18 protein-coding genes are annotated in these 21,139 nt (G+C 71.7%); 10 read left to right on the top strand and 8 right to left on the bottom strand.

Features of this window, described 5'->3' with window-relative positions; genetic code table 11:
- Window positions 1–86: 86 nt before the first annotated feature.
- From ACFWYW_RS29635 to ACFWYW_RS29605, 7 genes are read right to left on the bottom strand one after another with little or no spacing between them, the layout of a single operon-like run.
- The gene (locus ACFWYW_RS29635; protein WP_379626133.1) at window positions 87–1,190 is read right to left on the bottom strand and encodes a glycerate kinase; all 1,104 of its coding nucleotides are present in this window, start codon (window positions 1,188–1,190) and stop codon (window positions 87–89) included.
- 6 nt (window positions 1,191–1,196) lie between these two features.
- Window positions 1,197–2,942: a glyoxylate carboligase gene (gene gcl, locus ACFWYW_RS29630; protein WP_379626135.1), complete on the bottom strand. Its 1,746-nt coding sequence runs from the start codon at window positions 2,940–2,942 to the stop codon at window positions 1,197–1,199.
- Between the two features lie 17 nt (window positions 2,943–2,959).
- The gene (locus tag ACFWYW_RS29625) at window positions 2,960–3,826 is read right to left on the bottom strand and encodes a 2-hydroxy-3-oxopropionate reductase (protein ID WP_379626137.1); all 867 of its coding nucleotides are present in this window, start codon (window positions 3,824–3,826) and stop codon (window positions 2,960–2,962) included.
- Window positions 3,823–4,611 (bottom strand): hydroxypyruvate isomerase family protein, encoded by a 789-nt coding sequence (locus ACFWYW_RS29620; RefSeq protein ID WP_379626139.1) that lies wholly within the window; start codon window positions 4,609–4,611, stop codon window positions 3,823–3,825. The genes ACFWYW_RS29625 and ACFWYW_RS29620 overlap by 4 nt, the downstream gene beginning before the upstream one ends.
- A gap of 12 nt (window positions 4,612–4,623) precedes the next feature.
- Window positions 4,624–5,334, bottom strand: coding sequence for a fumarylacetoacetate hydrolase family protein (locus ACFWYW_RS29615; RefSeq protein WP_379626141.1), 711 nt, complete (start codon window positions 5,332–5,334; stop codon window positions 4,624–4,626).
- Complete coding sequence (locus tag ACFWYW_RS29610; RefSeq protein WP_379626143.1) at window positions 5,331–8,225, bottom strand: FAD-binding and (Fe-S)-binding domain-containing protein; 2,895 nt, start codon at window positions 8,223–8,225, stop codon at window positions 5,331–5,333. The genes ACFWYW_RS29615 and ACFWYW_RS29610 overlap by 4 nt, the downstream gene beginning before the upstream one ends.
- Window positions 8,222–9,376: a pyridoxal-phosphate-dependent aminotransferase family protein gene (locus tag ACFWYW_RS29605; RefSeq protein ID WP_379626145.1), complete on the bottom strand. Its 1,155-nt coding sequence runs from the start codon at window positions 9,374–9,376 to the stop codon at window positions 8,222–8,224. Before ACFWYW_RS29605 ends, ACFWYW_RS29610 begins: the two co-directional genes overlap by 4 nt.
- A gap of 166 nt (window positions 9,377–9,542) precedes the next feature.
- On the opposite strand from ACFWYW_RS29605, the gene ACFWYW_RS29600 reads away from it, so the two are divergent.
- The 6 genes from ACFWYW_RS29600 to ACFWYW_RS29575 all read left to right on the top strand — a co-directional run bounded on the left by ACFWYW_RS29600 (window position 9,543) and on the right by ACFWYW_RS29575 (window position 16,512).
- A complete protein-coding gene (locus tag ACFWYW_RS29600; protein WP_379626147.1) occupies window positions 9,543–10,832 on the top strand; it encodes an SLC13 family permease in 1,290 nt (429 codons plus the stop codon).
- Window positions 10,833–10,905: 73 nt separating this feature from the next.
- Window positions 10,906–11,658 carry an IclR family transcriptional regulator gene (locus tag ACFWYW_RS29595; protein WP_379626149.1) on the top strand — a complete coding sequence of 251 codons (753 nt, stop codon included), beginning with the start codon at window positions 10,906–10,908 and terminating at the stop codon, window positions 11,656–11,658.
- Window positions 11,659–11,720: 62 nt separating this feature from the next.
- Entirely contained in the window at window positions 11,721–12,500 is a 780-nt protein-coding gene (locus ACFWYW_RS29590; RefSeq protein ID WP_379626151.1) for a maleylpyruvate isomerase family mycothiol-dependent enzyme, read from the top strand.
- 218 nt (window positions 12,501–12,718) lie between these two features.
- Entirely contained in the window at window positions 12,719–13,117 is a 399-nt protein-coding gene (locus tag ACFWYW_RS29585) for a hypothetical protein (RefSeq protein ID WP_379626153.1), read from the top strand.
- 148 nt (window positions 13,118–13,265) lie between these two features.
- Entirely contained in the window at window positions 13,266–15,290 is a 2,025-nt protein-coding gene (locus ACFWYW_RS29580) for a prolyl oligopeptidase family serine peptidase (protein ID WP_379626155.1), read from the top strand.
- Between the two features lie 10 nt (window positions 15,291–15,300).
- Window positions 15,301–16,512, top strand: a complete 1,212-nt coding sequence (locus tag ACFWYW_RS29575) for a PucR family transcriptional regulator (protein WP_379626157.1) — start codon at window positions 15,301–15,303, stop codon at window positions 16,510–16,512.
- Window positions 16,513–16,590: 78 nt separating this feature from the next.
- On the opposite strand, the gene ACFWYW_RS29570 is transcribed toward ACFWYW_RS29575, so the two are convergent.
- On the bottom strand, window positions 16,591–17,835 hold the full coding sequence (locus ACFWYW_RS29570) for an FAD-dependent oxidoreductase (protein ID WP_379626159.1): 1,245 nt from the start codon (window positions 17,833–17,835) through the stop codon (window positions 16,591–16,593).
- Between the two features lie 102 nt (window positions 17,836–17,937).
- Here ACFWYW_RS29570 and ACFWYW_RS29565 point away from each other — a divergent pair, with 102 nt between their 5' ends.
- From ACFWYW_RS29565 to ACFWYW_RS29550, 4 genes are all read left to right on the top strand, one after another.
- Entirely contained in the window at window positions 17,938–18,936 is a 999-nt protein-coding gene (locus ACFWYW_RS29565) for a helix-turn-helix transcriptional regulator (RefSeq protein ID WP_379626161.1), read from the top strand.
- 74 nt (window positions 18,937–19,010) lie between these two features.
- Window positions 19,011–19,430, top strand: a complete 420-nt coding sequence (locus tag ACFWYW_RS29560) for a hypothetical protein (protein ID WP_379626163.1) — start codon at window positions 19,011–19,013, stop codon at window positions 19,428–19,430.
- 75 nt (window positions 19,431–19,505) lie between these two features.
- Window positions 19,506–20,201, top strand: a complete 696-nt coding sequence (locus ACFWYW_RS29555) for a hypothetical protein (protein WP_379626165.1) — start codon at window positions 19,506–19,508, stop codon at window positions 20,199–20,201.
- Window positions 20,198–21,097, top strand: coding sequence for a LysR family transcriptional regulator (locus ACFWYW_RS29550; protein ID WP_379626167.1), 900 nt, complete (start codon window positions 20,198–20,200; stop codon window positions 21,095–21,097). The genes ACFWYW_RS29555 and ACFWYW_RS29550 overlap by 4 nt, the downstream gene beginning before the upstream one ends.
- Window positions 21,098–21,139: the final 42 nt, after the last annotated feature.

Below are 21,139 nucleotides of genomic sequence, written 5' to 3'. Positions count from 1 at the left end.
GAGTGGCCCTGCCGGGCTGGGGAGCGGGATCCGGCTGGGCCTTCCGGCGGCCCGACCGGCCGGGTGTGGGTGGACCGGCCGGGCGTTCAGGCGAGCCAGTCGTCGGCGATCTGCCCGCCGACCAGCTCCAGGAGCGCGCCGGCGCGCCGCATCGAGCGCCGGCCGTCCGGTTCCAGGGCGCTGAGCGGGTAGACGCGGTCGAGGCCGAGCCGTTCGATCGCCGCGGGCGGCAGGAGCGAGCGCCCGGCCACGGCGACGACCGGTGTGCCCGCGGCGACCGCCCTCGCGGCGACCCCGGCGGGCGCCTTGCCGCGGGCGGTCTGGTGGTCGAGCGAGCCCTCCCCGGTGACGACGAGCTTCGCCGCCGCCAGGTGCGCGGGGAAGCCGATGAGGTCGAGGACCAGTTCGATGCCGGAGCGGAGCGTGCCGCGCAGGATGGTCACTCCCGCGTAGCCGACGCCGCCCGCGGCCCCCGCGCCGGGGACGCAGGCGGCCTCGACGCCGGTGGCCGCGGCGACCGCCCGGGACCAGCGGGACAGCGCGGTCTCCAGGTCGGCCACGTCGCGTGGGGTCGCGCCCTTCTGGGGCCCGTAGACGGCGGCGGCGCCGTACGGGCCGAGCAGGGGGTTGTCCACGTCGATGGCGATGTCGATCTCGACCTCGCCCAGACGGGGATGCAGCCGTGACAGGTCGAGCCGGTCGATGGCGGACAGGGCCGCGCCGCCGCACCCGGTGACGCCCTCCAGCCGCGCGCCCAGCGCCTCGGCCAGGCCGGCGCCGCCGTCGGTGCAGGCGCTGCCGCCCAGGCCGAGCACGATCCGGCGGCAGCCGCCGTCCAGCGCGGCCCGGATGACCTGGCCGGTGCCGTAGCTGGTGGCGGTCCGGGGTGCGGGCGGCCCGGTCAGGCGGCCCAGCCCGGACACGTCGGCCAGCTCGATCACCGCGACGCCGTCGCGCTCGGCGTAGGAGGTCGCGACCGGCCGCGCGTCAGGCCCCTCGGCCAGGACGGCGACGCGGCGGAACCCGGCGGCCAGCGCGGCCTCCAGCGTGCCCTCGCCGCCGTCGGCCACCGGCAGCGCGGCGACCTGGGTGCCGGGAGCGCGCGCGGTGATCCCGGCCGCGAGGTGCTCGCACACCTCACGGGCCGTCAGCGAGCCCTTGAACTTGTCGGGCGCGATCAGCACGGACATCGCCGCTCACCCCCGCGAAAGGATCTCGGCGTCGGCGACCTCCTCGAACTCCGTGATGGCGTCGAGGTCGGCGCCCATCGCGATGTTGGTGACCCGTTCGAGTATCACCTCGACCACGACCGGCACCCGCAGGTCCTCCATGATCTTCCGCGCCTCCTCGAAGGCCCCGGCCAGTTCCCCGGGCTCGTGCACGCGGATGGCCTTGCAGCCCAGCCCCTCGACCACCTTGACGTGGTCGACGCCGTAGCCGCCCAGCTCGGGCGCGTTGACGTTGTCGAAGGCCAGGCTGACCTGGAAGTCCATGTCGAACGCCCGCTGCGCCTGCCGGATCAGCCCGAGGTAGGAGTTGTTGACCAGCACCTGGAGGAAGGGGATGTTGAACTGCGCGCCGACCGCCAGCTCCTCGATCATGAACTGGAAGTCGTAGTCGCCCGACAGCGCCACCACGGTGGCCTCCGGGTCGGCCACGGCCACGCCCAGCGCGGCGGGCACCGTCCAGCCGAGCGGCCCGGCCTGGCCGCAGTTGATCCAGTGCCGTGGCTTGTAGACGTGCAGGAACTGCCCGCCGGCGATCTGCGACAGGCCGATCGTGGAGACGTAGCGCACGTCCTTGCCGAAGGTGAGGTTCATCTCCTGGTAGACGCGCTGCGGCTTGATCGGGACGTTGTCGTAGTCGGTGCGCCGGTGCAGGGTGCGCTTGCGTTCCTGGCACTCCTTCGCCCACACGCCCCGGTCCGGCGGCAGCGTGGCGCGGGCCGCCTCGACGAGCTGGATCAGCGCCGCCCCGGCGTCGGAGACGACGCCGTAGTCGGGCGCGAAGACCCTGCCGATCTGGGTGGGCTCGATGTCGATGTGCACGAAGGTACGGCCACGCCGGTAGACCTCGAGCCCGCCGGTGTGGCGGTTGGCCCACCGGTTGCCGATGCCGAGCACGAAGTCGGCGGCCAGCAGGGTGGCGTTGCCGTAGCGGTGGGCGGTCTGCAGGCCGGCCATGCCGGCCATCAGCGGGTGGTCGTCGGGGATGCTGCCCCAGCCCATGAGCGTGGGGATGACCGGCACCCCGAGCAGTTCGGCCAGCTCGACCAGCAGGTCGCCGGCGTCGGCGTTGATGACGCCGCCGCCCGCGACGATGACCGGGCGCTCGGCCGCCGCCATCATGGCCAGCACCTTCTCCGCCTGCGCCCGGGTGGCCGCCGGCCGGTGGACGGGCAGCGGCTCGTAGGTGTCGATGTCGAAGTCGATCTCGGTGAGCTGCACGTCGAGCGGCAGGTCGATGAGGACGGGGCCGGGCCGTCCCGAACGCATGAGATGGAAGGCCTGCTGGAAGGCGCCCGGCACCTGGGCGCCCTCCATGACGGTGTACGCCATCTTGGTGAGCGGCCCCGCGATGGCGGCGATGTCGACGGCCTGGAAGTCCTCCTTGTGCAGGCGGGCGACCGGCGCCTGGCCGGTGACGCAGAGGATGGGGATCGAGTCGGCGGCGGCGGAGTACAGGCCGGTGATCATGTCGGTGCCCGCAGGGCCCGAGGTGCCGACGCACACGCCGATGTTGCCGGCGCGGGCGCGGGTGTAGCCCTCGGCCATGTGCGCGGCGCCTTCGACGTGCCTGGCCAGGACGTGTTTGATGCCGCCGTGCGCGCGCATCGCGGAGTAGAACGGGTTGATGGCCGCGCCGGGCACCCCGAAGGTCTGGGTGGCGTTCTCACGCTCCAGGATCAGGACCGCGGCGTCGACGGCTCGCATGCGTGCCATGGGTTCGCTCCTCGCGCTCAGCGGCCCGAGAGCTGCTCGACGAGCAGCAGCAGGGCGGTGTGGTCGAGCTGCCCGTGGCCCTGGGCCCGCGCGGCGCCCATCAGCTGGGCCAGGACCGCCCCGACCGGGATGGCCACGCCCGCCTGCCGGGCGGCCGCGGTGACGATGCCGAGGTCCTTGTGGTGCAGGTCGATGCGGAAGCCCGGCTGGAAGGTACGGCTCAGCATGCCCTCGGCCTTGCGCTCCAGGATGCGGTTGCCCGCCAGGCCCGCCGACAGGACCTTGACCGCGGCCTCCATCTCGACGCCGTAGGCCTCCAGGAACACGATCGCCTCGGCGACCAGCTCGATGGTGCCGGCGACGATGAGCTGGTTGGCGGCCTTGACCGTCTGCCCGGACCCGGCGGGGCCGACGTGCACGACGGTGGAGCCGACCGCTTCCAGGACGGGCCGGGCCGCCTCGACGTCGGCGGGGGCGCCGCCGACCATGATGGACAGGCTGGCGTCGATCGCGCCCTGCTCGCCGCCGGAGACGGGCGCGTCCACCGCGCGCAGCCCGGCCTCGGCCGCCTGGGCGGCCATGCGGGCGGCGGCGTCCGGCCTGATGCTGCTGGCGTCGATCCACAGCGTGCCCTCGCGGGCGTGGTCCACGATGTCGGCGGCGACGAGTTCGACGTCGGGGGTGTCGGGGAGCATGGTCACGACGACGTCGGCGTCGCGCACGCCTTCCGCGATGCTGCCCGCGCCGTGGCCGCCCAGCTCGATCAGCCGCTCGACCTTCTCCGGTTCCTTGTTGACGCCGGTGACGGTGTATCCGGCCTTGACGAGGTTGGCGGCCATCGGGGCGCCCATGATGCCCAGGCCGATGACGGTCACGTTGCTCACGGCAGTTCCTTGTGGTCGGAGGTGAGCCAGGCGAAGGGGTCCTCACCCGGGGTGGCTTTGTATTCCAGGCCGATCCAGCCGTCGTATCCGGTCCGGCCGAGCTCGGTGAGCCAGGCGGCCAGCGGCAGGTCGCCGGTGCCGGGCGCGCCTCTGCCCGGCGCGTCGGCGATCTGGACGTGGCCGATGCGGTCCGGGCTGCCGCTGTCGCCGCTCAGCAGCGCGTCCACGTCGTCGCCGTTGACGGCCAGGTGGTAGAGGTCGGCGAGCAGCTTCAGGCCCGGGACGGCGGCCACGACGGCCAGCGCCTCGGCGGCGGTCTTGAGCGGGTAGGCCGGGGCGCCGCTGAGCGCCTCGATCAGGACGACGCCGTCCACCACCTCGTTGGCCAGCGCCAGGTTGGCGAGGGCGGTCTCGTCCTGGAGCTCTTCCGGGACGTCGTCGAGGCGGTTGCCGTACAGGGCGTTGAAGGAGCGGCAGCCGAGCGTGCGGCCGATCGCGGCCACGATCGGCACGTTGTCGCGGAACTCGGCGGCGCGGTGCGGGTGGGACAGCAGGCCGCGTTCGCCTCCGGGCATGTCGCCGGCGGCGAAGTTGATCCCGGTCAGCTGGACCCCGGCGTCGCGGACGGCGCGTACGAACGAGTCGACCTGCGCGTCGGCGGGCACGGCGGTCTCGAACGGCCACCAGAACTCCACGGCCTCGAAGCCGGCCTTGCGGGCGGCCTCCGGGCGTTCCAGTACGGGCAGGTCGGTGAAGAGGATGGAGCAGTTGACGGTGTAGCGCATGTGGCCTGCCTCCTATCGGACGGTGTTGCTCAGGACGCCCACGCCGGAGATGTCCACCGCGACCTCGTCGCCGGCGGCGAGGGGGCCGACGCCGTCGGGGCTGCCGGTCAGCAGGACGTCTCCGGGGTTGAGGGTGATCCAGCGGGTGACGTAGGCGAGGAGTTCGCCGACGCCGAAGAGCATCGCGGCGGTGGGGCTGTCCTGGACGACGAGCCCGTTGACGCGGGTGCGGATGTGCAGTCCGGCCGGGTCGTCGATGTCGGTCTCGATCCAGGGGCCGAGCGGGCAGAAGGTGTCGGCGCTCTTGGCCCTGACCCATTGCCCGTCGTTGCGCCAGTCGTCGGCGGTGATGTCGTTGGCGCAGGTGTAGCCGAGGACGTAGTCGCGGAAGTGGCGTCTGGGCACCTGGTGGGCGGTACGGCCGATGACCACGGCCAGCTCGCCCTCGTACTCCAGCCTGCGCAGCCCGTGCGGGCGGCGCACGTCGGCGCCGGGGCCGGTGACGGCGTTGGCGGCCTTGAGGAACAGCCGTGGTTTGCGAAGCTTGCCCGGTACGCCGTAGTTGCGGCCGGCGCAGACGATCACCCGTGGATCGCAGGGCGCCAGCAGCGTCACCTCCTCCAGTGCCGCCACCGGTCCTTGCCCGGGGGCGGGGTGGATGTCGTGGCCGACGAGCACGCCGGTGCGTACCTCGTCTTTGTGGGTGTAGCGGACGAGTCTCATGTCAGAACCACCGCCTCACGCAGGAGTTCGATCGGGTGCCAGGCCTGGCGGGCCGAGCCGTGGAAGATCTGCTGGCGGCAGGAGACGCCGGTGGCGGCGACCACGGTCTCGGCCGGTTCCGCGGCCAGGGCGGGGAAGAGCCGGTCGGAGCCGACGGTCATGGACAGCTCGTAGTGCTCGGCCTCGAAGCCGAAGGAGCCGGCCATGCCGCAGCATCCGGTGTCGAGTTCCACGACCTCCACGCCGGGGATGAGCCGGAGCATGGCCATGGTGGCGGCGGTGCCGACCTCGGCCTTCTGGTGGCAGTGGCCGTGGAAGACCACCCTCTTGCCCGCCAGCCACGAGTCGGTGCGCAGCGTCAGCCTGCCCGCGCCGACGGCCTCGGTGAGCAGTTCCTCCACCTGCTTGACCCGGGCGGCGACCGCGTCGACGCGTTCGTCGCCGGCCAGCATCGCCCGGTGCTCGTCGCGCAGGGTGAACAGGCAGGACGGCTCGCAGCCGACGATCGGGCCCTCGGTGGCGGCCAGGTGGGCGACCAGCGCGCCGGCCTGCGCCTTGGCCTGGTCGAGCAGGCCCTTGGACAGGCTGGAGCGGCCACAGCAGCCGGTGGCGGCCAGCTCGACCGTCCAGCCGGCGCGTTCCAGCAGCTCGATCGCCGCCTTGCCGATGTGCGGCTCGGTGTAGGTGGTGAAGGAGTCGGCCAGGAACGTCAGCGTCTCGCGGCCGGTCTGCTTGCGGCCCTTGTGCCCTTTGTGCCAGCGGATGAGGTTGCCGCGCTGGAAGCGCGGCAACTGCCGGGCGGCGGTGATCCCGACCGTACGCTCCAGCAGCCGCCGGACGAGCGGGATCCGGGTGGGCAGGTTCGACAGCGGCGCCGTGGCCGAGCCGAGCCGGTTGAGCGAGCGGATGGCGCCGAAGATCCGCGAGCGCAGGGGCACGCCGTGCTGGTCATGGTGGTGCGACAGCGCTTCCGCCTTGAGCGTGGCCATGTCCACGCTCATCGGGCACTCGCTCTTGCAGGCCTTGCACATCAGGCACAGGTCGAGGATCTCGTGCAGCCGCTCGTCGCCGAAGGCCGTCTTGGGGTCGGCCGACGACAGCGCCTTGACCAGGGCGTTGGCCCGGCCGCGGGTGGAGTGCTCCTCCTGGCGGGTGGCGACGTAGGACGGGCACATGACGCCGGGGCCGCTCTTGCGGCACAACCCGATGTTCATGCACCGGTCGGCGGCGCCGCGCATGCCGCCGACCACCTCGAACGACAGCCGGGTGCGCAGGGGTCCGGCGGGTGGCAGGGCCGCGTCGCGCAGGTTGTCGGTCATGGGCGGCGCGTCGACGATCTTGCCGGGGTTCAGGACGTTCCCGGGGTCGAACAGGTGCTTGACCGAGCGCATCGCCTCGTACAGCTCCGGGCCGAAGATCTCCCGGTTGAACTCGCTGCGGGCCAGGCCGTCGCCGTGCTCGCTGGAGTTGACGCCGCCGTACTCGGCGACCAGGTCCTTGATCTCCACGGCCACCGCGCGCATGGTCGTCACCTGCTCGGGGTCGGCCAGGTCGACGAACGGGCGGATGTGCAGGCAGCCGACCGAGCAGTGGCCGTAGAAGCCGGCCGTCAGGCCGTGCCGGTCGAGCACGCCACGGAAGCGGTCGGTGTACTCGGCCAGATGCTTGGGGTCGACCGCGGTGTCCTCGACGAAGGCCAGCGGCCTGCGGGTGCCCTCGCCGGCCGCCATGAGCAGGCCGAGGCTCGACTTGCGCACCTTGAGCAGCGCCGTCTGCTCGGCGGGGGTGACGGCGAGCAGGGTGTGGTAGCCGTGGCCGTTGCGCTTCCACGACCGGCTGACCTCGTCGAGCTTGGCGGTCAGGTGGTCGCGGTCGTCGCCGCTGAAGGAGACGAACAGCAGCGCGGCCGGGTCGCCCTTGAGGATGTCGCCGAGACCGGCGTACTCGATCTTCTGCCGGGACAGGTCCAGGATCGTCTTGTCCATGAGCTCGACCTGGGCGGGTTCGCAGGCCAGGGCGTCCTCGGTGGCGGCGATGGCGGCGGCGGTGGTGTCGAAGTGACCCACGGCGTAGACGGTGTGGCGGGGTTTGGGCACCAGGTCGACCAGCGCGTGCGTCGCCACGACCAGCGTGCCCTCGGCCCCGACCACGAACTTCGCCAGATCGAACTCCCCCGGCCCGGCCAGCCGGTCCAGCCGGTACCCGCAGGCCCGCCGCCAGAACGGCGGGAAGCCGATGGCGATCGCCTCGGCGTTGTCGCGGACGAGTCCGGGCAGCTCACGGTAGAGCGCGCCCTCCAGGGTCGGCTCCGCGGCGCGGCGGGCCCGCTCCTGCTCGCTCACCGGTTCCAGCCGGGCGGTCGAGCCGTCGGCCAGGACCACGTCGAGAGCCCTGACGTGGTCGATGGTCATCCCGAACGTGAGCGAGCCGCTGCCGGCGGAGTTGTTGCCGATCATGCCGCCGATGGTGGCGCGGTTGCTGGTGGAGGTGTCGGGGCCGAACATCAGCCCGTACGGCGCCGCCGCCTGGTTGAGCTGGTCCTGCACCACCCCCACCTCGACCAGCGCGGTCCGCGCCTTCGGGTCGAGGTCGACGATCTGGTTCATGTGCCGGGAGAAGTCGAGGACCAGGCCGGGCCCGACCGTCTGCCCGGCCAGGCTGGTGCCGGCGCCGCGCGGCACCACGGGCACGCCCGCCGTCCCGGCCGCCTTGACCGCCTCGGCGACGTCCCCGGCGTGCCGGGGGAAGACGACGCCGACCGGCATGATCGAGTACATGCTCGCGTCGCGGGAGAACAGGTGGCGGGTGTAGTCGTCGAAGGCCACCTCGCCCTCGACGGCCGCGCCGAGCGCGCGCAGCAGGTCACCCGTCTCCGGGAGGGTGGCCGTCATGGCGCCTGCAGGCGCTCGAGCGCGTCGTTGAGTCCGCGCGGGTCGATGGGCACGCCGGCCAGGGTGAGTCCCATCTGGACGCCGGCCAGGGTGCCGGCGAGGGTGAGGTCGTTGAAGTCGCCCAGATGGCCGATGCGGAAGACGCGGCCGCTGAGCTTGCCGAGCCCGGAGCCGAGCGACATGTCGTAGCGGTCGAGGATGATCGCTCTGATCTTGTCGGCGTCGTATCCCTCGGGGACGATCACGGCGGTCAGGGCCGCGGAGTGCTCGCGCTCGTCGGCGCAGAGCACTTCGAGCCCCCATCCCCGTACGGCCGCGCGGGTGGCCTCGGCGTGGCGCAGGTGGCGGGCGAAGACGGCGTCGAGGCCTTCGTCGTAGAGCAGGCGGAGGGCTTCGCGCAGGCCGTAGAGCAGGTTGGTGGCGGGGGTGTAGGGGAAGTAGCCGCGTTCGTTGGCGGCCAGGATCGGCGCCCAGTCCCAGAACGACCTGGCCAGGTTCGCGGTACGCGAGGCGTGCAGGGCCTTGTCGCTGACGGCGTTGAAGCTCAGGCCGGGCGGGAGCATGAGCCCCTTCTGCGAGCCGGCGACGGTGACGTCGACGCCCCACTCGTCGTGGCGGTAGTCGATCGAGCCGAGCGAGGAGATGGTGTCGACCAGCAGCAGGGCGGGGTGGCCCGTGTCGTCGATGGCGGCCCGTACGTCGGGGACGCGGCTGGTGACGCCGGTGGAGGTCTCGTTGTGGACCACGCAGACGGCCTTGATGGTGTGGCCGGTGTCGGCGGACAGGCGTTCCCGGACGGCGTCGGGGTCGGCGCCCCTGCGCCAGTCGCCGGGCACGAACTCGACGTCCAGCCCGAGCCGTCCGGCCATCTCCTGCCAGAGGGTGGCGAAGTGGCCGGTCTCGAAGCACAGGACCTTGTCGCCCGCGCTCAAGGTGTTGACCAGGGCGGCCTCCCACGCTCCGGTGCCGGAGGCCGGGTAGATCACGACCGGTCCTTCGGTGCCGAAGACCGGCTTGATGTCGCGCAGCACCTCCAGGCCGAGTGCGGCGAACTCGGGACCCCTGTGGTCGATGGTCGGCGCCGACATGGCCCGCAGCACGCTGTCGGGCACGTTCGTGGGGCCGGGGATCTGCAGGAAGTGCCTGCTCATGAGGACCTCGCTCGAAATATCCACGATGCGGAAAAGTTATCTCGCTATACGGAAGATATGCCTTCCCGGGGGAGATGAAAAGTCTTGACGGCCAATGTGAGCCAGGTCATACTCTCGCTAAGCGGAAATAGTTTTCCGCATTATGGAAAAACCTGCTGGAGTCCGTATGTCGGTTCAGATCATCACGATCATCGTCCTGGCCGTCGTCTTCCTGGTCGCCACCGTGCTGCCCGTCCATATGGGGGCCCTGGCGTTCGTGGCCGCGTTCCTGGTCGGCGCGCTCGTCCTCGGCGAGTCCAAGGACGACATCGTCGGCGGGTTCCCCGGCGACCTGTTCGTCATCCTCGTCGGGGTCACCTACCTGTTCGCGATGGCCAAGGCCAACGGGACGGTCGACTGGCTGGTCCAGGCCGCCGTCCGCCTGGTACGCGGCCGCATCGCCCTCATTCCCTGGATGATGTTCCTGGTCACCGCCGCGCTGACCGCGGTCGGCGCCGTCGTGCCCGCGGCGGTGGCGATCATCGCGCCGGTCGGCATGGGCTTCGCCCTGCGCTACCGCATCAACCCCATGCTCATGGGCCTGCTCATCATCAACGGGGCCAGCGCCGGCGGCTTCTCCCCCATGAGCATCTTCGGCAGCATCGTCAACGGCGTCGTCACCCGCAACAACCTGCCCGGCGATCCCGCGCTGCTGTTCGTCAGCTCCTTCGCCTTCAACCTCGTCCTGTCCGCCGTCGTCTTCCTCCTGTTCGGCGGGCGTGACCTGCTGCGCCGCGGCCGGGAGGTCTCCGAGGACGGCGTCGCCGGTGATGGCGGCGGTGGCGGTGGCGGCGGTGGCGGCACCGCTGTGGCCACGCGGCTCGGCAAGGAGCGGGTGCTCACCCTCGGCGGGCTCGCCGTCCTGGCCGGGGGCGCGCTGCTGTTCGGCCTCGACGTCGGGTTCACCGCCATCACCGTCGCCGTCGTGCTCTCCCTGGTCTCGCCCAAGGGCGCCAAGGACGCCATCGGCCAGATCGCCTGGCCGACCGTGCTGCTCATCTGCGGGATCGTCACCTACGTCAGCCTCATGGAGCGCGTCGGGACCATCGACTTCCTCGGCGGCAAGGTCGCCACCATCGGCATCCCCCTGCTGGCCGGACTGCTCATCTGCCTCATCGGCGCCGCCGTCTCCGCCTTCGCCTCCACCACCGGAATCCTCGGCGCACTCATCCCGCTGGCGGTGCCGTTCCTGCTGACCGGGGACATCGGCGCCGTGGCCCTGGTCATCGCACTGTCGGTGTCGTCCTCGGTGGTCGACTCCTCACCCTTCTCCACCAGCGGCGCCCTCGTCGTCGCCAACTCCCAGGAAAGCGAGCGCGACTACGTCTTCCGCGGCCTCATGCGCTGGGGATTCAGCATGATCGCCATCGCGCCCCTGCTCACCTGGCTGATCTTCCTCGCACCCAGCTGGTCCTGACGCATGGTGGCCCTACGGAGGATGTACTCTTCCGTATGGTAGAAAACGCCACCTGCCTCCGGAGACTGTGGACATGTCGGCACCACGCTCGTCCAACGGCGTGCAATCGCTGGAACGGGCTTTCGCGATACTGGAGCTGATGGCGGAAGCGGGCGGAGAGCTGCAGCTCAGCCGCCTGTCCACGCTCTCGGGCCTGCCGCTGCCGACCATCCACCGGATCATCAGGACCCTGGTGGGGTCGGGCTACGTCCGCCAGCTCCCCTCCCGCGGCTACGCGCTGGGGCCCCGGCTGATCCGGCTCGGTGAGAGCGCCTCCAGCATGTTCGCCACCTGGGCCCGGCCCGTCCTCACCGACCTCGTCGCCGCGGTCGGCGAGACGGCCAACATGGCGGTCATGGACGGCGACCGCGCCGTCTACGTCGCCCAGGTACCCTCCACCCACTCCGTGCGCATGTTCACCGAGGTCGGCCGGCGCGTCTACCTCCACTGCACCGGGGTGGGCAAGGCCCTGCTCGCCCAGCTCCCGCCCGAGGACGCCCGCGCCCTTGTCGAACGCGCCGGCATGCCGGCCCAGACCCCCAACACCATCACCGACCCTGACCTGCTCATGGTCGAACTCGCCGAGATCAGGCGGCGCGGCTACTGCGTGGACGACGCGGAGCAGGAACCCGGCGTACGCTGCCTGGCCGTACCGGTCACCGGGGCGCCGACGCTCTCGGCGATCTCGGTCTCGGGCCCGGAGGGCCGCATCGGGGCCGACGCCGTCGAGTCCATCGCCGCCCAGCTCCAGGCGGCCGTCCCCAAACTCCTCGCCGAGATCACCTGACCCCCGCGCCGGTGGCGCCCTATCCGCTCCATGAACACCGCAACGTACTTGGAGATACAGCGATGGACACGTCCGCGTATTTGAAGGCCGTCGTCGAGCAGACGAGCACGTTCGCCGGCTGGGTGCACGGCAAGGACGCGGCGGCGCCGGTGCCGACCTGTCCGGAGTGGAACCTGGCCGATCTGGTCGACCACGTCGGCGGGGTACAGCGCATGGTCACCATGCTCGTGGGCGAGCGGATGACCGAGCCGGGCAAGGCGTTCGCCGGCTACGTCCCGGGTCCGGCCGACCCGGGCCGGTGGCGCGCCTGGCTGAACGACTGCGCGGCCGAGGCGAGCCGGGCGTTCGCATCGGTCACCGACGACACGCCGGTGTGGGATCCCTCGGGCGCCGCCTCGGGTGTGACGTTCTGGTCCCGCCGGCTCCTGGGCGAGGTCTGTGTGCATCGCGCCGACGCGGCCGCCGCGCTCGGCCTGCCGTACGAGCTGGCGCCGGAGTTCGCCGTCGCGGCCCTCGAAGACTGGCTGGAAACGCTGACGTCCCGCGGCTACTGGGAGAACCGGCCCGGCTTCGCCGACGCGATGCGCGGGAGCGGCCAGACGCTGCACTTCCACGCGACCGACGCGCCCGGGGAGTGGGTGGCCCGCCGGGAGGCTGACATGGTCGTGCTGGAGCGCACGCACGCCAAGGCGGACGTCGCGGTACGCGGCCCGGCCGCCGACCTCCTGCTCGTGATCAGCAGGCGCCGCCCCCTGGACGCTGCTCCCGCGCTGGAGGTGCACGGGGATCGGGCGCTGCTCGACCACTGGATCGAACACATGGACTGGGTCGCCAACGGCTGACCCCCGCCTGGGCCCAACCTCGCGCCCCGCACACCCGGCCGCCGCCGTCTGGGCCTGATCCGTTCGACGGTTGCCGGTGCGGGGATCCGCATCCTGTCGTGTGCCTGCGACATCTGCCGGTCCAGCTCTTCGCCTGTTGCGACGAATGCCGATATCGAGCGTGGTGGCGGCATGAGTAACGTGCGAATGGCCCGGCTCAAGGATCAGCGAGGAGCCCGATGAGCACGCCTGTCTACATGTCCCACGAGCACATCGAGCAGATGAACGACCTGCTCGCGAGGTCTGACGAGGTGGCCGCCGCCTGCGCGGAGCTGGACCGGGACTACGTGATCGCCTACGAACTCGGCGACGGACCCGGGGGCACGGTCTTCTGGGTGCTGAGCTTCGACCGGATCACCGGCGCCAGGTTCTCCCTCGATGAGCCCGCGCACGCCGACGTGACGTTCGCCGGCGACTGGCGGCGGCTGGTGCGGGCCGGGCAGGCCCACCGGCAGGGGACAGAGGTGGATCCGGCCGTCGAGGTCCGTGGCGATCCGGGCGTGCTGGACGCGGTTTCCCCGGCCATGGCCGTGGCGCGCCGCGCCGCCACCGTCGACGTCGAGTTCCCCGAGGTCTGACATGACGACGGTGAACGGCCCGGCCGACGACGCCGGGGAACACGCGTTGCGGACGGAGCCGCGGTTCGCGCCGCGCGCGGGCAGAGCAGACCGGTGGAGCGTCTGCCACGCGGCTCTGGTCCCACCCAAGTCAAGGTTTGGAGGCGGAGTGAGCACCGACCCGTATGAGTGGCTGCGGCCCGACACCGGCGATTCGCGCGCCTGGCAGGAACGGCAGGACGCCATCGCCGGCTCCTATGTGAGCGAGTGGGAACATTTCCCGCGGATCCGCGATGAGCTGGCGGCGGGGACCGCGGCGCCGAGCGCCTCGGACAGTCTCGGCGGGACGACCCCGCGCCGTCTCGGCGGCCGCTGGTTCCGGCTGGCGCCCACGTCGGCGGAACGGGCGGCGCTCGGTCTGTGGGTGTCGGACTCCCCGGACGAGCCCGGCAGGTTGCTCGTCGATCCGCAGGCCGCCGGTTACGCGCGCGACGGCGAGCCCGCTCAACTCGTGTGGTACGAGCCCACGCGGGACGGCTCCCGCGTCGTCTTCGGCCTCTACCACGGCGGCGAGATGATCGGCCCTCTGCGCGTCGTCGACACCGCGACCGGCCGCGATCTCCCCATCGGGGCGCACCGGCACCTGCTCACCGGAGCCGTCCCCGGCTGGCTGCCGGACGGCAGCGGCTTCTACGTGTGCGATCGTTCCGAAACCGGCGATCACCAGGTGTGGTTCGTGCCGGTGGAGCCGCCCGGTGAACCCGGCGAGCCGATCTTCGTGATCGACCGCAGCGAGCTGGGCACGTCCCCGTCCGGGCTCACCCCGCAGGTCTCTCCCTCCGGCCGCTGGATGATCACCTTGACCGGGCAGCACGAACAGGTGGCCGGCCACGTCCTCGACCGGCGTACCGGAGAGTGGCGGCGCTTCCTGCCCGGCGGCTACGCGGGTGAATGCCATGGCGTCTGGTACGGCGAGGACACCTACGTCGCCGTGGTCACCGGAGACGCCCCGCGCGGCCGGCTCGCCGCCATCCCGGTGGCGACCTCCGCCGACCCCGGCACCTGGCGTGAGCTGGTGCCCGAGTCCGACGCGGTGCTGCGCTGCGTCACCAAGGCCGGCGACCTCCTGGTCCTGTGCGAGGTGGTCGACGCGGTCGTGGGATTCCGGCTCGTCACCGCGGACGGCGAGCCGGCCGGGCGCATCGAACTTCCCGGCATCGGCAGTTCGCCGACGGCCATGGTCAGCCGCCGCTTCGACCGATCGGAGGTGCTCACGTTCTCCCACAACACGTTCGCCGACCCGCTGACCGCTTATCGCTACGACGTCGAGCGGGGCGAGACGGTCCCGATCGGCGCCCGGCGGCCGGGGCTGGCCGGAATGACCGTCGCCCGGCGTTACGCCACCAGCCGGGACGGGACCCGCGTGCCGTACTTCATCGTGCACCGCGCCGGCCTCGACCTCGATCGCCCACATCCCGCGGTGGTCAACGCCTATGGCGGGTTCAACGTGGCCTGGATGCCGCGCTTCCTCGGCAACTACGCGCCGTTCCTGCGCGCGGGCGGCGTCTATGTGCACGCGATCCTGCGCGGCGGCGCCGAATACGGTCGCGACTGGTACGAGGACGGGCGCCTGGCACGCAAGCAGAACACCTTCGACGACCTCTACGCCGTCGCCGAGGACATGATCGCGGCCGGTCTGACCGAGCCCGCCAAGCTGGGCTTTCACAGCGCCAGCCACGGCGGGCTGGTGGCCGGGGTGGCGCTCACCCAGCGGCCCGATCTGTGGCGCGCGCTGGTCGCCGAGGTGCCGCTGTTCGACATGCTGCGGCCGCTCAGCGCCGATCATCCGGCCCGCCAGGCGGTCCGCTCGGTCTTCCTGGAGGACTACGGAGATCCGGACGAGCCCGCGGACGCCGACGTCATCCGCGCCTACTCCCCCTACCACAACATCAGGCCGGATACCGCGTACCCGGCCATCCTGCAGGCGTTCGGCGAGCATGACCTGGGTTGCCAGCCCTTCCACGGCCGGCTGTTCACCGCCAGGCTCGGCCCGGCGAGCACCTCCGGGCATCCCGTCCTGCTGCGGGTGTGGAAGGGCGCCGGCCACGCCGCGCTGGACAGCGCCGAGGTGACCGGCCGTGCCGCCGAACTGCTGGCCTTCCTCATGCGGGAGCTGGGCATGACCCCCGCGTAGCCTGGTGCCCATGGCATCGGAGCTCCAGCGACTGGTCGACAGCCTCGGCGCCCGCCTGAGCCGGTCGGTGGCGCTCGACGACGTGAGCATCCGCCTGCTCGCCTACACCGCGCACACCGGCGAGGTGGACTCCGCCCGCGTCGAGTCGATCATGCGCCGGCGCGTCTCCCCCGAGGTGGTGGCCCACATCCACGCCAGCGGTGCGCTGGCGGCCCACGACCTGTTCACCGTGCCGGCCATGCCCGAACTCGGGCTCGACGTGGCTCGCGTCGGCATGGCCGTCCGCCACGAGCAGTCGCTTCTGGGCTTTCTCTGGTTGCTGCAGTCGGACGGCCCGGTCAAGGACAAAGATCTCGCCGCCGTACGGCAGGCCGCCGAGAGCGCCGCGCTCACGCTCCACCGGGAGTACTTGATCGGCGAGCTCAGCCGTGGCCGCGAACGCGAGCTGGTACGCGATCTGATCTCGGCCGACCCGCGGCTGCGCGATGACGCCGCGCAACGGCTGATCGAGGAGGAACTGATCACGGCCGGCCCGGTGCGCGCGCTGGTGGCGACGATCACGCACGACCGGACCCGGCCGCTCGGCGAACGGGACCGGCTCGCCCTGACGGCCGGTCTCGACCACGTACGCCGCCGCCTGCCGCCGCGCACGACCATCCATCTGGAACGCCCCGACCACGGCATCCTGATCCTGGTCCAGCCCGTCTCAGCCGGCGCCGAGATCGACGACCTCGCCGCCACGCTCCACCGGCGCCTGGCCGCCGAGAGCGGCAGGACCCCGCAGGAATGCTGGGTCGGCATCGGCGGCCATCAACCGGGCCTGACCGGCGCGTACCATTCCTATGCCGAGGCCAGGCAGGCCGCCGACGTGGCCGGCATCATCCGCGTCCTCGGCCCCGTCGTCGCCCACGCCAAGCTCGGCGTTTACGGGCTGCTGGCCGAACTGCCCGCCGACCGCCTCGGTCACAGCCTTCACCCCGGCCTGCGCCGGCTGCTCGACCACGACGCCGGTCACGAGGCGCTGGTCACCACGCTGGAGACGTTCCTCGACCACGCCGGCGACGTCAAGCGCACCGCGGCGAGCCTGTGCATCCACCGTGCCAGCCTCTACTACAGGCTGCGCAGGATCGAGGAGATCGCCTCCGCCGACCTGTCCAGCGGAGACGACCGGCTCACCCTGCACCTGGGGCTCAAGATCGCCAGATTGACCTCTCTGAGATGAGCGCCCCGTGGCGCACGGGCCGTCGGGTCAGGGAGTGCCGCCCGGCTTGTGCCGCCCGGCTCCCCGCGCGGCTCAATGTCAGCGCAGGCCTCTGAGGCGGCCGGCGGCGGCGAGCACGGGGGTCGCCGCGGTCGTGACGGCCGCGCCCAGCGGGGTGTCGGTGGCCAGGATCCAGCGGACCGTCCGCATGGCCAGGCCGAGGATCTCCGCGCCACGCACCCGCATGTCCGCCTCGAACCGGCTGACCGCCACGGAGAGGGTGGTGGTCCCGGCGGTGACCTCGCACAGGTTCGTGAACAGGCCGGCGGCGTCGCGGATCGCGGCGCCCGCTCCCATGCCGGCGGTCGGCGGCGTGGCGTGGACGGCGTCGCCCAGGGCGGTGATGGACCCGGCGGGCCAGGGAGCGAGGTCCTGTGCCCGTGTCGAGGCGGCGTTGAACCGGAACGCGGCGATGCTGTCCGCATCGGCCTTGGCGATGACCTCGAGCGGGCCCTCGCCCCACCCGTGGCGGCGGAACCTGGCCAGCAGGGCCTCCCGCAGCTCGTCTCCGCGCAGCCCGCGTACCGAGCCGGTCTCGGCGGACTCGGGGAACATCGCGCCCCAGATGTAGGTGGGGCCGGTCGTGACCGAGGCGCGCAGGTGAGGGGCATCCAGTACGGCATTGCCCACCGGGTCGAGGAAGCCGACGTACAGTGCCGCGCCCCGAGGCGCGATCACCATCCCCGACCGCGGCCCGAGCCGCTTCCGCTCCACCGGGCTCAGGTCCTCGGCCGCCGTCCGGCCGGAGAAGCCGATGATCCCGACGGGCTTGTTCGTGGGGCCTCCGGCGAGGTGCCTGGCGACCAGCGAGTGGGCGCCGTCCGCGCCCACCAGCAGGTCGCACTGCCGCGTGGTCCCGTCCGCGAGAACGACCTGCGGCGTCCCGTCGCCGGCGTGCCCGATGCCGGTGACGGTCTGTCCCAAGTGAAGGTCGTCGCCGACCGCGTCGGCCAGCAGGGTCCGCAACGTGATGCGGTCGATGTCCACGCTCGGGCTGTCGGCCAGCCGCGGCCCGTAGCCCAGGAGGCGTCCGTGCCAGTCCCAGAACGCGTCCGGGTCGCGGAGCCGGAGCGCCGATGACGAGGCCAGCAGTCGTTCGACGATCTCCGGCGGGACGAGCCGGCGCAGGGCCTCCTGGGCCCGGCCGTCGAGGGTGATGTGGTAGCCCCCTGTTGCCGTGACGTCGGTGTCTCGTTCGAAGACCGCCACGTCGAATCCGTGCCGGCGTAGACCCGCGGCCAGCGCCAATCCGCCGATGCCGCCCCCGATGACGATGATGCGCATCCTTCGCAGGACTCCTTTGTTGCTTGTCCGAACAGGTATCGCCGGAGACAGTGCCATCGGTGGTGGACATCAAGTGTCCACTACTCGTGCAGGATGAACCTCATGGCCGAAACCTCACGACGTGCGCTGCGACTGCTGTCGCTGCTCTCGACAGCTCGATGCTGGTCGCTGGGTGAGCTCGCCTCGCGACTGGAGGTCAGCGAGCGCACCGTCCGCCGCGACATCGAGACCCTGCGGGCGCTCGACTACCCCGTCACCACCGTCCACGGCCCGGGCGGCGGCTACCGTCTGGGCGCCGGGCACGCTCTGCCGCCGCTGCTGCTCGACGACGAGCAGGCGCTCGCGATCACGGTCGCCCTGCAGACCGCGCCCAGCAGCGTCTTCGGACTCGGCGAGGACGCCGAACGAGCACTGGACGCGCTGAAACGCATCATGCCGGCCAGGCTCAGAACGGCCATGGAGTCGCTGAACCTGACCAGCCTGCAGAACTACTGGGAGTTCCCGGCCGATCCCATCGGTTCCGAACGGCTCAGGGCCGCCGGAATCGCGGTACGCCACCGCCACGTCCTGATCGTCGACATGGTGAGGGCCGACGGCACCCGCCCGGCCCCGGGCGAGGACGACTTCTCCCCCGCCCGCCGGATCGAGCCCCACCACCTGGTGATCTGGGCCGGGCGGTGGTACCTCGTCGCCTACGACCTCGCCGACGGCGCCTGGCGGGTTCGCCGCCTCGACCGCCTGCACCTGCGCTCCCCCACCGGCGTTCCCTTCCCGCCCAGAGACCTGCCCGGCGGCGACGTCGCGCGCTTCGTCATGACCAGCCACGACCGCGGCGACACTCCCGCCACGTGGCCGTGCACCGGGACCGCGCGCCTGAACCTGCCCGCCGAAACCGTCGCGCGCTGGGCGCCGGGCGGATCGGTGGTCGAGCACCTCGGCCCCGATCACTGCCGTCTCACGCTCGGAGCGTGGTCGTGGGCGGGTGTCGCCGGCATCCTCGCCACCTTCGACGCCGATCTGGACCAGGTGACACCGTCCGAGCTGAAGCACGCCTGCCGCCGGCTCGTACGCAGGTGGCGTGCCGTGGCGGCCGGCAATTGACAGCCATGCGGCCCTTGCCGCGAATCCGCGCACGGCTCTTTCCGCCCGTATATCGACCTGATGGGGTGGCCGATGTGAAAAAGCTGCTGAACGCCGTACTCATATCGACCGCTCTCGCCGGCGGGCTGACGACCGCCGTTCCCCTTCCCGCGTCCGCGTCCGCCGACGGGAAATTCCACGTCTGCTACAAGAACTCCGACTGCAGAATGGGCTTCTCCCAAGGGGAGATCCACTGGAGCCTTCCAAGCTCGCTGCCGAGCATTTCGGGGAGTGTTTACAGCCGCACGAACAGGAGTTACTCGACCACGGTGGTTTTCGAGGGCTTCAACGACAAGGACCAGAAGCTGACGTCGGACAGCCGGACCGTGGCCGACGGCACCAAACGCTTCGCCTTCCACCTCAGCCGGTCCTGGATCTACCGGGTCAAGATCACCGTCTGCCAGAACTTCGCCGACGGGCAGCAATGCGGGAGTCCCAAGAACTATTATCGCTAGACATGAGCGATCGTTCATGGTCCACGAGTGGTCCCGCATTGGCGCTCAGAGCGGGATAGCCGCACGATGAGGGTCATGGACCGAACACTGCGGGTCGCGGTCATCGGCGACCGCGACCCGGCGTTTCCCCCGCACCAGGCCACCGATGGCGCGCTGGTGCACGCGGCCGCGTACCTGGGCGTCGGTGTGGACGTGCGCTGGCTCGGCACGCAACCGCTCGAATCCGACCTTGCCGAGGTCAGGGCCGCCGACGTGCTGTGGTGCGCGCCCGGCAGCCCGTACCGCAGTCTGCGTGGCGCCCTCGAAGCGCTCCGGTACGGCCGGCGGCACCACGTGCCCACCCTCGGCACCTGCGGCGGCTGCCAGCACATGATCATCGAGTACGCCCGCCACGAGCTCGGCTACGAGGATGCCCAGCACGCCGAGTACGACCCCTACGCCTCCACGCTCTTCATCTCGTCGCTGGCCTGCTCGCTGGCGGGCAAGACCATGCCCGTCACGCTGAGCCCCGGCTCCCGGGTGGCCGGCTGGTACGGGCGGACCGAGGTCGAGGAGGAGTACTACTGCAACTTCGGCCTCGACCCCGCGCGGCAGCGGACCCTGCACGACGGCGGCTTCTCGGTCACCGGGGTGGACGCCGACGGCGAGGCCCGCGTGCTGGAGATCCCCGGCCACCCCTACTACGTGGCGACGCTGTTCGTGCCGCAGGCCCGCTCGCGCCCCGAGGCGCCGCACCCGCTGGTCGTCGGCCTGCTGCGGGCGGCCCTGTGACCTTCACCCAGCTCAGGATCCTGCAGGCGGTCGCGCGTACCGGCAACATGACCCGGGCCGCCGAGGAGCTGTGCGTCACGCAGTCCGCCGTCAGCCACGCCCTGCGTACGCTGGAGAGCGAGCTCGGCGTCGCGTTGCTGGTGCGCGGCAACCACGGGGTGAGCCTCACGGCGACCGGACGGGCCGTGTGCCGCCGCGCCACGCTCATCCTCACCCAGGTGGAGGCGCTGGAGCAGGAGGTCGCCGGGGTACGCGAACGCGGCAGCCTCCGCCTCGGCACCATCCCCAGCGCCAACGTCCGCCTGCTGCCGCCGATCCTGCGCCGCTTCGAAGACGCCTGCCAGCAGGTGCGGCTCACCGTCATGGAAGGCTCGGACGACGAGGTGCTGGAGTGGCTGGAAACGGGCGCGGCGGACGTCGTGACGGTCTCGGCCGGGATCCCGTTGCCCGCCGGGACGATGACGCGGACGCTGGCCACCGACCGCATGCTGGCCGTCCTGCCCAGCGGCCACGACCTGGCCGTGCGCGGCTCCGTGACGATGGCCGAGCTGGCCCGGCGCCCGTTCATCATGTCCACGGGCGGCTGCGAGCCCCTGATCACGAAGGTCGCCCAGGCGGCGGAGGTCAGCCTGCGCTGCCATTACCGGGTACGCGACACCAACAGCATCCTGGCCATGGTCGCCGAGGGGCTCGGCGTGAGCATCATCCCCGAGCTGTCCCTTCCCGCCCACAGCCCGGGCGTGCACGCCATCCCGCTGGACCCGCCGGCTGAGCGCTCCGTCCTTCTCGCCCTGCCCGCCGACCCGCTCCCCACCGCGGGCGCCTTCGCCGAGCTGGCGGCCGTCCCGCCGGCGCCGCGCCCCGGGTCGCTTGAGTCCTCAGCGCATCTGGCCTGAGCACTTTTCCCGCATCGCCCGTATGACAGGAGGAGGATTTGT

It is taken from the genome of Nonomuraea sp. NPDC059023 (assembly GCF_042740095.1).
In the GTDB taxonomy this organism is placed as follows: Bacteria; Actinomycetota; Actinomycetes; order Streptosporangiales; family Streptosporangiaceae; genus Nonomuraea.
Note: the sequence above shows the minus strand (reverse complement) of the source record. Positions and strands in the feature narration are given on the sequence as shown.

Coding starts and splice junctions, on each gene's coding strand:
- ACFWYW_RS29635 (WP_379626133.1), bottom strand. CDS start 1,190: ATGTCCGTGCTGATCGCGCCCGACAAGTTCAAGGGCTCGCTGACGGCC.
- gcl (WP_379626135.1), bottom strand. CDS start 2,942: ATGGCACGCATGCGAGCCGTCGACGCCGCGGTCCTGATCCTGGAGCGT.
- ACFWYW_RS29620 (WP_379626139.1), bottom strand. CDS start 4,611: ATGCGCTACACCGTCAACTGCTCCATCCTCTTCACCGACCTGCCCGTA.
- ACFWYW_RS29615 (WP_379626141.1), bottom strand. CDS start 5,334: ATGAGACTCGTCCGCTACACCCACAAAGACGAGGTACGCACCGGCGTG.
- ACFWYW_RS29610 (WP_379626143.1), bottom strand. CDS start 8,225: ATGACGGCCACCCTCCCGGAGACGGGTGACCTGCTGCGCGCGCTCGGC.
- ACFWYW_RS29605 (WP_379626145.1), bottom strand. CDS start 9,376: ATGAGCAGGCACTTCCTGCAGATCCCCGGCCCCACGAACGTGCCCGAC.
- ACFWYW_RS29600 (WP_379626147.1), top strand. CDS start 9,543: ATGTCGGTTCAGATCATCACGATCATCGTCCTGGCCGTCGTCTTCCTG.
- ACFWYW_RS29595 (WP_379626149.1), top strand. CDS start 10,906: ATGTCGGCACCACGCTCGTCCAACGGCGTGCAATCGCTGGAACGGGCT.
- ACFWYW_RS29590 (WP_379626151.1), top strand. CDS start 11,721: ATGGACACGTCCGCGTATTTGAAGGCCGTCGTCGAGCAGACGAGCACG.
- ACFWYW_RS29585 (WP_379626153.1), top strand. CDS start 12,719: ATGAGCACGCCTGTCTACATGTCCCACGAGCACATCGAGCAGATGAAC.
- ACFWYW_RS29575 (WP_379626157.1), top strand. CDS start 15,301: ATGGCATCGGAGCTCCAGCGACTGGTCGACAGCCTCGGCGCCCGCCTG.
- ACFWYW_RS29570 (WP_379626159.1), bottom strand. CDS start 17,835: ATGCGCATCATCGTCATCGGGGGCGGCATCGGCGGATTGGCGCTGGCC.
- ACFWYW_RS29565 (WP_379626161.1), top strand. CDS start 17,938: ATGGCCGAAACCTCACGACGTGCGCTGCGACTGCTGTCGCTGCTCTCG.
- ACFWYW_RS29555 (WP_379626165.1), top strand. CDS start 19,506: ATGGACCGAACACTGCGGGTCGCGGTCATCGGCGACCGCGACCCGGCG.